The following is a 14,198-nucleotide window of genomic DNA, read 5'->3' on the forward strand; positions in this document are numbered from 1 at the left end:
TTGACGGTAGTAATACTTAATCGACACGATCCATGACAATAAATTTATCCAGACGGTTACTTACCCGAACATCAGTTTCACGTAGCAAGAAAAAGCCAAAATCTTCTGTTTACAGAATCCTCAAATCAAGCATTTTTTATGTGTTCGTTTCATATCTGTTCGGCAAGCGCCCCGCCGGTGAAGACGAAGATTATTTTTAAGCGAAGCGAAAGAACCTCGTTAGCCAAGTATCTGAGTGGCCCCTTTTATACCCGGTTGTTGGGCGTACGCACCCACAACCAGGCATCGCCAATCTCGTGATCCTGCACGATGCCATCGTACCGAAACCCGTTGCGCTCCAGAATACGGGTCGACGCATTGGGTTCGGGACTAGTTTTGGCGATTACGCTAATCGACGGGTCCGTTTCGTGCGCAATCGCCAGCAACGCCTGACAGGCAAACGAAGCTATGCCCTGCCGTTCGTAGACCGGAAACGTCATGTACGCCAGTTCGACCCGCCCATCGACTGGCTGACCGGTGAAGGCGCAACTCCCCACAACGGTCCCATCGCGCACGATGAAGTAGCCAATCCAGGGCGGAGTAAACCCACTAGTTGGGTAGTACGATTCGTACACGTCCAGTAGCGTCTGTACGTCCGGGGATTGGTACAGAGCGTCGGAACGGTTGGGATGGTGCGGAATGGGGTGGAGTTGCATGAGTGGCTGGAGTGGCGGTCAACGAAGCAGTTCAGCGACCAGAATACCAAGATACGTACCGATAGCGTTGCCCAGCGTTCCGACCAGCACGGCGGGCAGTTGCAGGTCGGGGCGATTCAGACTGCGGGCCAGCGCCAGTGCCGACGTGGCCCCGCCGATGTTAGCCTGCGACGCGATACCCAGCACGGCCCAGTCCTGCCGAAACAGTGCACCCAGCCCGAAGATGAATCCGGCATGAATCAGCACCAGCAGCAGAATCATGCCGAACAGCGTAAGGGCCAGTTGGCCATCGCGCACCAGGGCCAGCACATCGCAGTACGCCCCGATCACGGCCAGAAAAACGTAGATACCGAACAGGCCCAGCAGTCGCCCACCACGTAGCCGGTTGACGCGCCGGAACTGCGCCAGCACCAGCGCGACCGTTGTCAGGATCAGCACAAACGGCAGGCCCGGCAGTACAGCCGCCAGTTGTTTCGACACAAAAATACTCCCCAGTGCCAGCGTCAGCAGGATTGCCAGATCAGCCGGACCAACCGTTTCCGTGTCAGAAAAAGGATCGGCAGCGGTTATTCCGCCGGGAACGGGTGCCGCAGCGGTGGGTAACTGCCGGGGGTAGCGCGACTGCAACAGGCGCGGCAGGCTGATCGTAGCCCCCATCCAGATCGCCGTAATGATATTGTCGGCGGCTGTAGCGGCAATAAACAGATTGCCCGCTTTCGAGACGCCGTAGTGCAGGGCCACCGCGTGGAAGTTGATGCTACCGCCAATGTACGTGCCGGTAAACATCCCCGCCAGCGCGTAGAACAGTCTGCCTACCGTCTGCGGGGCCGCAAACACCCACACGCTCACCAGCACCCCCACGATAGTACCTACCGAGCCGATCAGAAACATCGTAAGCATGGGCAGACCCGCCAGTCGTACGTCTTTCAGGTTGACGCTGAGCAGCAGCAGAAACAGCGAAAATGGCGCGACGTAGTCGAAGATCCCGGCGTAAATCGGTGTTTCGACGGTCGGGATAAGCCCCACATTAGCTTCTACGGCCGTCAGGATGATAACCAGCAGGGCGGTACCGATATGCCCAAAAAGTGGCTTTTTGATGAGCCATTCGCACAGCACGACGTTGGCACACAGCACAGTCAGGATGAAAACAGGGTCGGTCACAGGCGGTAGGATTAGTCTGTAAACTACGCACGCACAGCCACATTACAACCGAAAAAGCCCGGCCATTGAGAGCCGGGCTTTGTTTATTCACTATCTGATCGATTCGTTTATTCCGCTACCGGCACGGGAGGTGCTGTCGCGGCTTCCGGCGATTGGCCTTCCCCACGTGGCCCCCGACGACGTTTTTTCCGGCGTTTGGGTTTGTCGGAGGGTACGCCATCGGCACTGACAGCCTGCGTTTGCTGTCCATCTGTCGCAGCACCATCACTCGCGGTCGGGGTCATACCCGGCTCAGCCGTACCAGGCCGGTTCTTCTGCCGACGTCGGCGATCATTGCGCGACGATCGTTTATCATCAGTTTTCGTTTCGCTAACCATCCCTTCAACTGCTCCTTCTGAGGTAGTTTCAGCCGACGCGGGCTGCGGGTTGCGTGGTGTACGATTACGATCGTCGCCCCGGCCACGGTTGTCGTTGCGTCCGCCATTTCCACGGCCTGAACCGCCTTTGCCACGCAGTCCGCTAAACCGCTTCGGGTCGAACACGGGCGACCTACCCATGCCTAACTCTTCTGTAATCGATTGCTTATCAAGCTCGCGCTCGATCAGCTTTTCGATCGCGACAATACGGTTCTGGTCCTGATCGCTGATAAACGTGATGGCCGTTCCGGTTGTGGCGGCCCGTGCTGTCCGGCCGATACGGTGTACGTAATCTTCGGCGTCGCGCGGGATGTCGTAGTTCACCACGTGCGTCAGGTTGTCAATGTCGATACCGCGCGAGAGCACGTCGGTGGCCACCAGAATCGGGAACGACTTGTTTTTGAAATCGCGCAACACGACTTCGCGCTCGTCCTGCTCAAGGTCGGAGCTGATGCCCCGCGCTTCGTAATTAAGCTTGCTCAGTGCCCGAACGATGCTGTTCACTTCCGACTTGCGCGACGTAAACAGTACCATGCTTTGTACCGGTTTGGTACTGGTTTTAATCAGGTGGGCCAACAGCGGCAGCTTCTGATTGTCGTAAGCGAGGTAAAATTGCTGATCGATACCAGCGGCTGGTTTCGACACCGCCAGCCGGATTTCTTCCGTTTCCGTCAGGATGCGACTGGCAAACGTGCGGATTTTGTTGGGCATCGTAGCCGAAAACAGCAGGGTTTGCCGCTTGGCCGGGATCTTGTCGACAATGTTCAGAATATCGTCGGAAAAGCCCATGTCGAGCATTTTGTCGGCTTCGTCGAGCACGAGGTAGTCGATCTTGTCGAATTTGACGTAACCGAGCTGCATGTGCGCGATAAGCCGTCCGGGGGTGGCGATGATGATATCAGCACCCGTTTCGAGGGCTTTGCGCTGCTTGTCCCAGTCGTCGCCCTTACCACCGCCGTAGATCGCGATGCTGTTGGCCTGTACAAAGTAGCCAAAGCCTTCCACCTGTTCGTCAATCTGCTTGGCCAGTTCCCGCGTCGGCACCAGAATCAGCGTACTGGTGTGGTCGTGGTTGGCGTGCGAAATCTTGTCGAGCAGCGGAATGAGGTAGGCGGCTGTTTTACCGGTCCCGGTTTGGGCACTGGCGATCAGGTCTTTCCCCTCCAGAATGCGGGGGATGGCCATCTCCTGAATGGGCGTTGCCTTCAGGTAGTTCATGGCGTCCACGCCAGCCAACAGGTCGTCGTGGAGATTGAATTCGGAAAATGTCAAGAGTTCAGCTACTTGATGTGATACAACGCTGACCTTGTTTCCCCGGTCAGCAACCGTCGCTACGACGGTCCGATTGATTTATGCCAAATATACAAAAAAAGCAACAAAATCGACAGCTTTTCGACCCACTTAGTAACCGGCAATTGCCATTTGTTCACAAAATAAAACCCCGCATCCGTATTCGATGCGGGGTTTTATTTTGTCTGAACTGTGATTTTTTGTGATTGCTTTGACTAGCTGTGATTTTCTTTTTCTGTGAATCAGGGAAATCATGTAATCACAAGAATCACAGTTCAGATGGTCTTGAACTGTGATTCTTGTGATTGCTTTGATAGACTGTGATTCCTTTCCTGTGAATCAGCGAAATCATGTAATCAGATGAATCACAGTTCAGAACAATCAGCGAAATCAAAGCAATCACAAAAATCACAGTTCAGAAACACCTTATTTGCCTGCGTTCAGTTCGCGCTCTTCGTAGGCGAGGCCGTACTGCTTCAACACGTCGTCGGGGACACCGTCCCACTGGTTGGGCGTGTTACCAACGTAGCCGATGTCTTTGATACCCATCTGGCTGCTGAAGAATCCGCTGGCGGTCAGGTTGCGCATCATGGTAAAGAACGACGCGCCCTGTGTCATGTCAGGCTTCGCGATGGCTGGGTAAGCAATCTGATCGACCATATCAATCTGTTGCGCTTTGGTACACTCCACGAATGGCTTGCCGTAGCGCTTGGTGCAGGTGTTATCGAGCCACCGGATGCCGCCACGCATGGGGGTCTGGTTGCGGGGCTGATCTTTCATCATAAACTCGATGAAGGCCGGTACGCCCGCCTGCGACGCACTCCCCGACTTCGCATCGGCCGGGATGATGATATCCGACAGCACGGTAACGGTCTGCAACTCGTGGGGGTAAAGAACTTCTCGGCGTTCAGAGCCGCGTCGCGCACGGCTTCGAACTTCTGCCGTCCGCCGGGTATTTTTAGCGGCTTAACGTCTGGCGGTGCGGGTACAGCCGCTTCTGTGGGGTTGACGGCAAAGCCAAATGCCGTAACGGGTATGCCTTTGAGCAGGTCTCTGCGTTTCATACTTCGTAGGGTTTCATGTTTGACGTTTGAGGTTCAATGTTGTATTCCCCCAACTCTTCTTTCACAATGTATTTGGTACCCTTGTAATCAGTTCGGTTCAAGTAGGCAATCAGATTAGCAATCAGTTTGCTGATTAATTCTGCCTGACTGCATAGGTGATCGAAAGCGGTTTGATCGATATATTGTTGGTCGAGGGCGCGGTACAGCTGCGATCGTACTTCGCCAGCCGATCCTTTGGCCATGCCGAGAAACTGGATAAACTCGCCTTTACCTCCACGTTCGAAGCCTTCGGCAATGTTATCCATAGCAGAACCACTCGCCCGTCGTATCTGACTCCGCAGGTCGAAGTCACAAGCAAACGCGCCATTCGACGTAATCTAGTACACTTCCTTCGATACCAGACGCGCCTGTTGCCATGCTTTCAATTCCTCAAACCGTTGCAACGTCGCCATCAGACCAACTTTAAACCTTAAACCGAAAACCTTAAACCTTTTTCTTTGCCAAATCCGAAATGTACTCCGAGGTGCGCATCGAGCTGGCCAGGATCGTCCAGGTAACGTTTTTGTCGCCCTGCGAGGGGAACGGAGCCGCGTCGACGATGAACAGGTTTTTCACGTCGTGAGCCTGCTGATAGCCGTTCAGCACCGAGTTTTTGGGGTCTTTACCCATCCGCGCCGTACCAACTTCGTGGATGATCTTGCCCGGCGCTTCCAGCCCGTAGTTCGTGTCAGCACCGGGTTTGTTACCCAACGCGATACCACCCGATGCGTGGATGATCTCCTCAAACGTATCCTGCATGTGCTTGGCTTGCTTGATCTCGTAATCCGACCATTTGTAGTTGAAGCGCAGCACCGGGATACCGTATTTGTCGACCACGTTGGGGTCAATTTCGCAGTAGTTACTTTCGAGCGGCACCGGCTCACCCCGACCGGCCATGCCGATATAGGCACCGTAGAACCGACGGTAATCGTCTTTCAGGCTGGCACCGTAGCCACCGCCCGGCTTTTTCGCCCCGTCGCGGGCGGCCATCATACCGTTCATCGCTTCGATACCCCAACCGAAGCCGTAAGCAGGCATGCCCATACCACCCCAGTATTCGATGTGGTAGCCGCGCGGAAAATCCAGTTTCTTGTTGTCGAGCCACCAGGGTGTGAAGACGTGCATCCCGCCGACACCATCTTCATTGTACCGTTTGCGGTCCATCAGGGCCGGGATAAACGCCGACCGGCTGGCACCTGTCGAGTCGTTGATGTACTTACCGACGACACCGCTGCTGTTGGCCAGACCATTCGGGAAACGGGCCGACTTCGAGTTAAGCAGCAGCCGCGCCGTTTCGCCCGCACTAGCTGCCAGCACCACCGTCTTCGCCTTGATCGTCACCTCCTGCAAGGTCTGCGTGTCGACGTAGCTGACGCCGGTACACAAGCCCGTCGCCGGGTCGGTCATCACTTCACGGACCATAGCGCCGTTGATAAGGGTGACGTTGCCCGTTTTCATGGCGGGCTTCACCAGCACCGACGACGACGAGAAATCGGCATACGCCTGACACGCCCGGCCGCACTGACTGCAATAGAAACACTGACCGCGCTCGTCGTTGATGGGCTTGGTCAGGATCGACAGACGCGACGGGATGACGGGTACCCCGATGCTACGTGCGCCCTTGCGGATCATCAACTCGTGCAGACGCGGTTTAGGGGCGGGCAGGAAAATACCATCCGGCTCCGACGGCATGTTTTCAATCGAGCCAAATACGCCAATCAGTTTGTCAACGCGGTCGTAGAATGGCTTGAGGTCGTCGTAGCCGATTGGCCAGTCTTCGCCGATACCGGTCATGCTTTTGCGTCGGAAATCGTCGGGAGCAAAGCGGAGCGAGATACGACCCCAGTGGTTGGTGCGCCCCCCCAGCATCCGCGAGCGGAACCAGTGAAACTCGGTCCCTTTCGCCGTTGTGTACGGTTCACCCTCGATATCCCAGCCACCCCAGGCCGCGTCGAAATCACCAAACGGGCGGGTCGTGCTGGCACCGCGCCGGGGCGACTCCCACGGCCATTTTAGCTGGGTAATGTATTTCGGGTCGGCAGGGTCGAAATAGCCTCCGGCTTCGAGCAGTACGACCTTTGCCCCTGATTTGGCAAGCGAGTAGGCGGCCATACCGCCACCGGCTCCCGAACCAACGATGGCAACATCGTACTCTACCGGAGCTTTTTTGATCTGAAAGGGATCCATACAACAAGTTGAGATTAGAAATAGACAGCACGCTGTTGAAACAGCACTACTAAAATAAAGGTCGGCGGCCAATAACAGGCGCACCGACCGTTGACTTCTACCAATACAAGCCAAATTGGCCGTATACATACTCATTATTTACCCACAATGCCCTTTATATTGACCAGGCTTTGTATTCTTCTGCGAACGTGTAGCCTGGACCGGCCCGCCGACGCGGCTCTAGGCTACACAAGCTACACTCCCTACCAGTTATCCAGCCCAAGTAGGCGACGGCCCAATGGGGAGAGTTCGGCGGTGGGGTAGCGCGACTGCTCCCAGCCGCGCGGGTCGCCGGGGAACGCGTAGCCTTCGGGGGCAATCCGGTCGCGCCAAGACCGGATACGCCACTGCCGCAGTTCTTCATTGTCTTCCTCGGCGGGCATCATCGACACGTACTGCGCCAGCCGGACTTTCCCCTCCGACCGGTTAGGCCGGATACCGTGTGGGAGCGTACTGTTGAAAATCAGCAGATCGCCCGCGTTCATTTTCACCTTTACTAGCTTATCCTCAAAACCCGTAGTGTCGGGGCGAAAGCGGTTGCGGTCGGTGGGCTGGGTTAGTTTCCAGCTGTCGTAGGTGCGGTACAGTTCGGGGATACACTGGAAACCGCCCATGTTCTCGTCGGTCTGATCGGCGAGGGCTAGCACACCCTGTACGTTTTGCGGCCGGGTTTCGGGGTCATAATCCCAGTGAATAAAGCCCTTGAACGTGTCTTCAGGGCGGAGTGGCAGGTTCAGGTTCGCCCGGTCGATCGTCACCCACAGTTTCTCGGTGCCCCAGATGTCGACGAAGGCGTCGTACAGCCGTTGCGTCTGCCGGTTGGCCCATTCGAGCGGATGGTTGTACAGCTCGACCATGCCGCTGCCGACCAATTCTTTCATCTGCATCTCGGCGCGGGGTGGCGCGTACCAGGTCGACGGGTCGTTGGGGTCTTTCTCTTCAAACTCCCACAGTAAATCGGCCAGTTGCTGCGCCTGTTCACGCGGTACGGCGTTGGGAATCACAACATAACCGTTGTCGAGCCAGAACTGCCAATCGGCTTCCGACAGCACGCGCAACGGTTTCCCGTTGGACCGGTCGTTGAGTTTAAGATGGCTGCTCTTGGCCGTCGAGGGGTTACCGGGAATGTCTTTGTGGGCGTTGTTGGGCACCATCGTCGGGGCCATTGTCTGCTGTGGTTCAGGAATCATCGTAGTAGTATTTCGCGAATTAGTACGACAAAATTCATTGAACCAGACCACCTATTCCACAACCCGGCTAGCCAGAAGTTGAACAATATTGATCTTTTGCGTAGTTTGACTCGCCTAAACGCACAGGTATGTTCAAAAAGGCAAGCAGTTCACTGGTTCGCGAAGACGTTCGATCGGACGCCGATAGTTCGTTCCGTATTCTGGTGACGCCCCACCTGAACGACTTCTACTATTGGCATTTTCACCCTGAGTACGAACTCGTTTACATCGACCGGGCCAGCGGCACCCGGCAGGTTGGTACTCATCTGTCGCACTTTACCGACAGCGATCTGGTACTGATCGGACCGTATATCCCGCACCTGAATTTCGACTACGGCGTCAGAACCGACTACCGGAAGATTGTCGTGCAGGTCGGCCCTACGTTTCTCGGTACCGCCCTGACACAGACGCCCGAACTGACGGCCATCGGACGACTGTTCGATCAGTCGCGGCAGGCAATTGCGTTTGGCGAAGTGACTAAAACCGCCATCGGTGACCGGATGCTTCGGCTACCCGGCCTCAGTCAGTTTGAGCAGTTCGTCGAGTTACTGTCAATTTTCAACCAGTTGGCCGCTGCTCCCGATGCGGACTTGCTTCACTCCCACCCCGTCGAGTCGCCCTACACCCGGCGGCAGCAGGACCGGATTCAGCTCGTACACAGCCACATCGCCCAGCATTACGGGCGCAAACTCGACTTGGCCGAATTCGCCGGCCTGACCAGCCTGACGCCCGAAGCGTTCTGCCGGTATATGCGGCAAATGACCCGCATGACCTTTACCGAATACGTCAATCAGTACCGGGTGCAACAGGCCAAGCTGTTGCTACGCCAGCAGAGCAGCGTGACAGACGCCTGTTTCAGCACCGGCTTCGAGAGCCTGTCGTACTTCAACCGCATCTTCCGACGCGCAACGGGCGACAGCCCAAGGGAATTCAGAGACAAGTTTAAAGTCTAAGGGTTAACGTTTAAGGCTGTTTGCAATGAGCGACCTTAAACGTTAACCCTTAGACTTTAAACCTCAAAACCTACTGCTTATCCCACCAGACGCGACTTTCCAGATCGTCGGCCCCCTGCCGGTCGATTGCTGACTGCCGACTGGCCTGGTTCACCGCAATTTCGGTGTCCGGGTAGCTGAGCCGCCGGATGAAGTTTCCTTTTATTTCCTTGCCGGGGTACGGGTTGGGCGTGAGCGATGGGAAGCCGCTGCGTCGGAAATTGGCAAACACCTCGGGGCCATTCAGGAACGAAGCAATCCAGTACTGGGTGTTGATGAGTTCCAGCGCCCGCGATGCCACGTAGGGGTTGGCCTGCAAGTAGGTCGTTATCGCCGACGACGACACAGCCGCATTGACGTCGTAGTCAGCCAGTTGCTGCATGTGGGCCGTTACGCCCGCGTTGTAGTAGTCGGCAGCGTTGCCGCTGACCCAGCCCCGCTGGGCCGCTTCGGCCAATAGCAGCTGAGTCTGGGCATACGTCACCAGAAAACAGGGGGCGTCGAATTTGCCGAGCCGGGTGCGGTCGAGCTGCGTATAGTCGTAGAAACTCGCCAGTTTGTTGGCCTGCGCTTTGGCCACGATCGTACCGTTGTCGTAGCCGAGGGGCATACCGATCTGTACCGACGCCGAACGGTCAGCGCGGGTAGCCGTTTGCTCCGGCCCGCTACGGGCACCGACGTACCGGACGGCAATCGACGGCAACCGGGGGTCGGCCGTTGCTTTCAGGTAATCGACAAACGTACCGGTGAGGTAGAAGTTGGCGGCCTCGGTTGAGTTAATGAGCGTGCCAACCGGGTTCTGGTAGTTGGCATTGTTGCGCACAGCCGCGTTATCGGCATTCGACTGCATCAGCCCACCCGCCAATGCTTTGACCACCGTAGCCTGGGCCAGTGTCGGGTTTATTTTCGTGAGCCGCATCCCCACCCGCAGGAGCGTCGAATACCCAAGCCGACGCCATTTGGTAATGTCGCCCCCGTAGGTGATTTCACCGCTTTCCGTTGCCTTGCCTGCGTCGAGTGCGGCCGATGCTTCTGTCAGTTCTTTAATCAGATCGTTATAAATAGCCTGCTGCGCGTCGTACTGAGGGGTGATGTTTCCGCTCAGATAACCGAGTCCGGCCTGCGCGTACGGAATGTCGCCGTAGGTATCGGTGAGCACCATAAACGTATAAGCTTTCCAGATGCGGCTCATCTGGTACAGGTTGGCACGGCTGGCGTCGCTTTTGGTCTGGTCCTGAATGTCGATCAGGTAGCGGACTACGTTTTGGTAGTATTGCCGCCAGATACCGCCGTTGGCGCCCGTTGGCCCCCGGTTGTCGATGTTGAAATTACCACCCGACAGGATTCCGGAGTTAGGCGAAAATAGTTGCTGGACAATCGGCTCTTCAAACACCAGAATCGACGTCGGAAACGCCGTACTGATCATGGCGTTGTTGAACGTAAATACCGGGTTGAGCGACGTTGCCGCCGTAGGATTCACATTGAGCTGATCGAACCCTTTGTCGCAGCTGCCGAGGCAGGCTAGCAGGGTGAACAGGCTGAGCGTAAGCAGTATAGTTCTCATGATGGTACGATGCGTCGGTGAGTTAGAATTTTACGTTCAGGTTGAAGCCAACACTGCGGGTCGTCGGCAAACCCGTAGCTTCGAGACCCACGAGGTTGTCGGAGCTGAAGCCGAACTGTTCGGGGTCGATGTTGGGCACCCATTTTTTCAGGATGGCAATGTTGCTGGCCACTGCACTCAGGCGAACGCCCTTGATAAACAGACTCTTGGGCAGAAACTTCGTAAAGTCGTAGCCCAGGCTGATCTGGCGCAGTTTCCACAAACCAGCGTCGTAAACGACCTGCTCGCCCAAACTCTTCGACCGCCCCACCGAGTAGTAGTCCTGCACGAAAGCGCGCACCGCGTTGGCTTCCCCGTTGGCGTTGACGCCCGCGCCAACCATCTTGTTGTCGGCATCGCCCCGGCCCACCAGCGTTTCTTTTTGAAGACCATGCCGGAACAGGTTCAGGTTTGTTCCCGAAATCATCTTGCCGCCCAGCTTGAAATCAATCAGCACCGTCAGGCTCAACCCCTTGTACGTGAACGTGTTGGTAATACCGCCGGTGTACTTGGGTAATGCCGAGCCAAACGAGATCGGAGCCGCCGTACGTAGCGGCAGGCCGTCGCTGCCATGCACGATCTGCCCCGCAGCATTGCGCTGGTAGCCAAAGCTGTAAAGCTGCCCCAGCTCTTCGCCAACAACCTGCCGCAGGTCGCCCACAAACACGCCCGTACCTACCACGATCTGTTCGCCGGGCGTGGTCGTCAGCAGGCGCAGCAGCTTCGTTTTGTTATAGGCCCCGTTTAGTGTCACGTCCCAGGAGAAATCCCGGCTACGCACCGGCGACAGGTTCAACAGCACTTCGATACCCTGGTTCCGGCTCTGCCCGTTGTTAATCAGCGTACTGGTATAGCCCGACGCATCCGACGACTGGGCCGCAACGATCTGGTCGCTGGTAATTTTGCGGTACACGGCCACGTCCAGCCCGACGCGGTTGTTGAGCAGTTTCAGTTCCAGCCCAAACTCGACTTCGGAGGTACGGCTGGGTTTCAGCGTCTTACTCGGTATCGTATTCGAATTAATAAATCCTACCGGTTGCCCCTGCCCCGCCGGATTGGGAAACAGGTTGGCGTTGACGGCGTAGAACAGGTTGTTGGAGTAAGGAGCCACGTCGCCGTCGCTGCCCACTTCGGCGTAAGCCGCCCGCACCTTACCAAAGTTCAGCCAGTCGGGCAGGTTGTTGAAGGCCTGCGAAAACACGAAACTGCCCGTGACAGACGGGTACAGAATACTGCGGTTGGCGGGAGCCAGCGTCGAAAACCAGTCGTTACGAACGGTGGCGTTGAGGTACAGGAAATCCTGGTAGGAGAATTCGGCGGCTGCGTACAGCGAGTTTACCCGGCGTTCGCTCAGGCCGTAGATCGGGTCTTTTACCCGCCCGTTCTGAACCACGTATAGCCCACGAACCACAAAATCCGTAACGGCGACACTATTGAGGTCACTGCGCCGGTAAAGCTGGTTGCCACCCGCCGTCAGGTCGATACCGAACTTACCAAACCGGCGGTTGGCACCAATCAGGAAATCGGTGTTTACCTCGCGGAACCGACGCGACTCCTGCACGTACCGCCCGTTGACGAACCCGGCCGGAGCAGCCGCCAGCGATGCCTGCCCGGTCGGGAAGTTGTATTCCTGATCTCTGGCCCAGAAATCCTGCCCGGCCCGCACCTGCGCATACAGCCAGCTGGTTACGTTGTAGCGAACGGTCAGGTTGCCGAAAAGCCGGTCCCGGCGGATCGTTTCAAACTTGTTGTTCAGGACGAAGTACGGGTTGGTGCGGTTCATAAACCGCGAATAGACGTACTCGTTTCCGGTCGCCGGGTTGATCTGGTTAGCCTCCAGTACATCGAGCGGCAGCGAATTGGCCAGCGTATAAATCACCGTCGGCGTGCTGTTGTCTTGCTGAGCAATCTGGGGTGGGTTGTTGTTTAGTTCATTGGCGTAGTTGACCGTACCCGTCACGGTAAGCTGGGGCGACAGGTTGTAGCTGAACCCCAGGTTGATCGTCTTGCGGCCGTAGGTATTGTTGCGGGTGATGCCGTTGTTAGTCAGGTTCGACAGCGACAGGCTGAAGCCGCCTTTGTCGCTGCCCGACGAGAGCGATACCGAATTGGTCCAGGAATAGCCGTCGCGGTAGAAGGTGTTGATCCGGTTTCTGACGGGCTGGTATGGCAGCGAGATGCCGCCGAAAAGCACCTGACTCTGTCCGGCAAATTTTTCCCCGAAACTCCACACGCCCGACGTCGGATTGGGTGCCGTTGGCCGGTTGCCGTATTCACCCTGCCCGTATTCGTACTGGAAATCAGTGAAATCGAGCGGGTGGTCGGTGGTGAAGTTGCTGTTGAACGTCACGCCGATGCCCTGCCCGCTGCCTTTGGTTTTGGTCGTAATCAGAATCGCGCCGTCTTTGGCCCGTGAGCCGTACAGGGCAGCCGCCGTACCGCCTTTCAACACGGTCATCCCTTCGATATCGTCGGGGTTGATGGATGAAAGGCCGTCGCCCCCGTCGGAGTAATTGGCGTCGCGGCTGGCGACAGAGTTATCACTGCCGGTATTACCAGTATTCTGCCCAAAGTTCGTGTTATCGATGGGCACACCATTGACAACGATGAGCGGACTGTTCTGCCCCGAAAACGACGATTGTCCCCGAATCCGGATCTTGCTGGTTCCGGCCGCGCCCGTACCCAAACTTGAAATGTTGACACCGGCAATTTTCCCCTGTAGCGCGTTGATGAAATTAACCGTCCGGTTGGTAGTGACCTGTTCGGGCTGCACAACCGCCGTGGCATACCCCAGCCGTTTTGCTTCTTTTTTGATACCGAGCGCCGTAACGATTACCTCGTCCAGATTCTGATTGGCATCAGCCAGCGTAATCTGAAACTGCGTTTGCTGCCCAACGGCCACTTCTTTACCCTGAAATCCGATGGCGCTGAACACCAGGATGCCGTTGTCGGGCGCGTTGAGCGAAAACTTACCGTCGCTGTCGGTAATCGTTCCTACGTTCGTATTTTTGACAACCACCGAGACGCCGGGGATTGCGCCCCCTTTCTGATCTGTAACGCGACCGGTCACTGGTTTTTGGGGCGCACGGGCGTCGGCACCTGCCGCAGCTGTGTTGAGCGGGGCGGTCGTTTTTCGCAACAGAATCCGCGAGCTGACTTCTTCGAACGTGATGTCCAGCGGGGTCAGCACTTCAGCCAGCACCGACGACAAAACGCGGTTCTGCGCACGTAGCGACACTTTTTTACTGGCCGGGATTGTCTGTCCGCTGTATACAAAGCGCGCGCCCGTCTGCCGCTCGATCTGTACGAGCATATTCCTGACCTCGACGGACTCAAGTACCAGCGAAACGGGCCGGTCCAGCATCTCCTGCCCATCGGCCGCCCGGCAGGGCAGGAAGCAGCTACAGGCGATGGTCAGCAGTAGGGTCAAACGCAGCAATTCGGATAGCCGGGTTCGTAAGGAAACGTTTGTGGTCATACACG

At 56.6% G+C, this 14,198-nt stretch carries 9 protein-coding genes and 1 pseudogene; 1 reads left to right on the top strand and 9 read right to left on the bottom strand.

The window, feature by feature from the left end:
- Positions 1–245: 245 nt before the first annotated feature.
- The 7 genes and pseudogenes from HH216_RS20375 to HH216_RS20405 form a co-directional block, all read right to left on the bottom strand.
- Complete coding sequence (locus HH216_RS20375; protein ID WP_169552475.1) at positions 246–695, bottom strand: GNAT family N-acetyltransferase; 450 nt, start codon at positions 693–695, stop codon at positions 246–248.
- A gap of 18 nt (positions 696–713) precedes the next feature.
- Positions 714–1,856, bottom strand: a complete 1,143-nt coding sequence (locus HH216_RS20380) for a DUF819 family protein (RefSeq protein WP_169552476.1) — start codon at positions 1,854–1,856, stop codon at positions 714–716.
- 107 nt (positions 1,857–1,963) lie between these two features.
- Positions 1,964–3,490 carry a DEAD/DEAH box helicase gene (locus HH216_RS20385; RefSeq protein WP_169553459.1) on the bottom strand — a complete coding sequence of 509 codons (1,527 nt, stop codon included), beginning with the start codon at positions 3,488–3,490 and terminating at the stop codon, positions 1,964–1,966.
- 498 nt (positions 3,491–3,988) lie between these two features.
- Positions 3,989–4,626 (bottom strand): annotated as a pseudogene (locus tag HH216_RS20390) (gluconate 2-dehydrogenase subunit 3 family protein).
- The gene (locus tag HH216_RS20395) at positions 4,623–4,931 is read right to left on the bottom strand and encodes a four helix bundle protein (RefSeq protein WP_254448532.1); all 309 of its coding nucleotides are present in this window, start codon (positions 4,929–4,931) and stop codon (positions 4,623–4,625) included. The pseudogene HH216_RS20390 and the gene HH216_RS20395 overlap by 4 nt, the downstream one beginning before the upstream one ends.
- A gap of 178 nt (positions 4,932–5,109) precedes the next feature.
- Positions 5,110–6,852, bottom strand: a complete 1,743-nt coding sequence (locus tag HH216_RS20400) for a GMC oxidoreductase (protein ID WP_169552477.1) — start codon at positions 6,850–6,852, stop codon at positions 5,110–5,112.
- Between the two features lie 242 nt (positions 6,853–7,094).
- A complete protein-coding gene (locus HH216_RS20405) occupies positions 7,095–8,081 on the bottom strand; it encodes a phytanoyl-CoA dioxygenase family protein (protein WP_169552478.1) in 987 nt (328 codons plus the stop codon).
- Between the two features lie 128 nt (positions 8,082–8,209).
- Here HH216_RS20405 and HH216_RS20410 point away from each other — a divergent pair, with 128 nt between their 5' ends.
- Positions 8,210–9,073, top strand: coding sequence for an AraC family transcriptional regulator (locus tag HH216_RS20410; protein ID WP_169552479.1), 864 nt, complete (start codon positions 8,210–8,212; stop codon positions 9,071–9,073).
- A gap of 70 nt (positions 9,074–9,143) precedes the next feature.
- Here HH216_RS20410 and HH216_RS20415 read toward each other — a convergent pair whose 3' ends face one another.
- Both HH216_RS20415 and HH216_RS20420 read right to left on the bottom strand, forming a co-directional pair.
- Positions 9,144–10,676: a SusD/RagB family nutrient-binding outer membrane lipoprotein gene (locus HH216_RS20415; RefSeq protein ID WP_169552480.1), complete on the bottom strand. Its 1,533-nt coding sequence runs from the start codon at positions 10,674–10,676 to the stop codon at positions 9,144–9,146.
- A gap of 22 nt (positions 10,677–10,698) precedes the next feature.
- Positions 10,699–14,193 (bottom strand): SusC/RagA family TonB-linked outer membrane protein, encoded by a 3,495-nt coding sequence (locus tag HH216_RS20420; protein WP_254448533.1) that lies wholly within the window; start codon positions 14,191–14,193, stop codon positions 10,699–10,701.
- Positions 14,194–14,198 lie beyond the last annotated feature (5 nt).

This window comes from Spirosoma rhododendri (genome assembly GCF_012849055.1).
Classification (GTDB): Bacteria; Bacteroidota; Bacteroidia; order Cytophagales; family Spirosomataceae; genus Spirosoma; species Spirosoma rhododendri.

Bases quoted from the DNA above. Each gene is read 5' to 3' on its own strand.
- HH216_RS20375 (WP_169552475.1), bottom strand. From the start codon at position 695: ATGCAACTCCACCCCATTCCGCACCATCCCAACCGTTCCGACGCTCTG.
- HH216_RS20385 (WP_169553459.1), bottom strand. From the start codon at position 3,490: ATGAACTACCTGAAGGCAACGCCCATTCAGGAGATGGCCATCCCCCGC.
- HH216_RS20395 (WP_254448532.1), bottom strand. From the start codon at position 4,931: ATGGATAACATTGCCGAAGGCTTCGAACGTGGAGGTAAAGGCGAGTTT.
- HH216_RS20400 (WP_169552477.1), bottom strand. From the start codon at position 6,852: ATGGATCCCTTTCAGATCAAAAAAGCTCCGGTAGAGTACGATGTTGCC.
- HH216_RS20405 (WP_169552478.1), bottom strand. From the start codon at position 8,081: ATGATTCCTGAACCACAGCAGACAATGGCCCCGACGATGGTGCCCAAC.
- HH216_RS20410 (WP_169552479.1), top strand. From the start codon at position 8,210: ATGTTCAAAAAGGCAAGCAGTTCACTGGTTCGCGAAGACGTTCGATCG.
- HH216_RS20415 (WP_169552480.1), bottom strand. From the start codon at position 10,676: ATGAGAACTATACTGCTTACGCTCAGCCTGTTCACCCTGCTAGCCTGC.
- HH216_RS20420 (WP_254448533.1), bottom strand. From the start codon at position 14,193: ATGACCACAAACGTTTCCTTACGAACCCGGCTATCCGAATTGCTGCGT.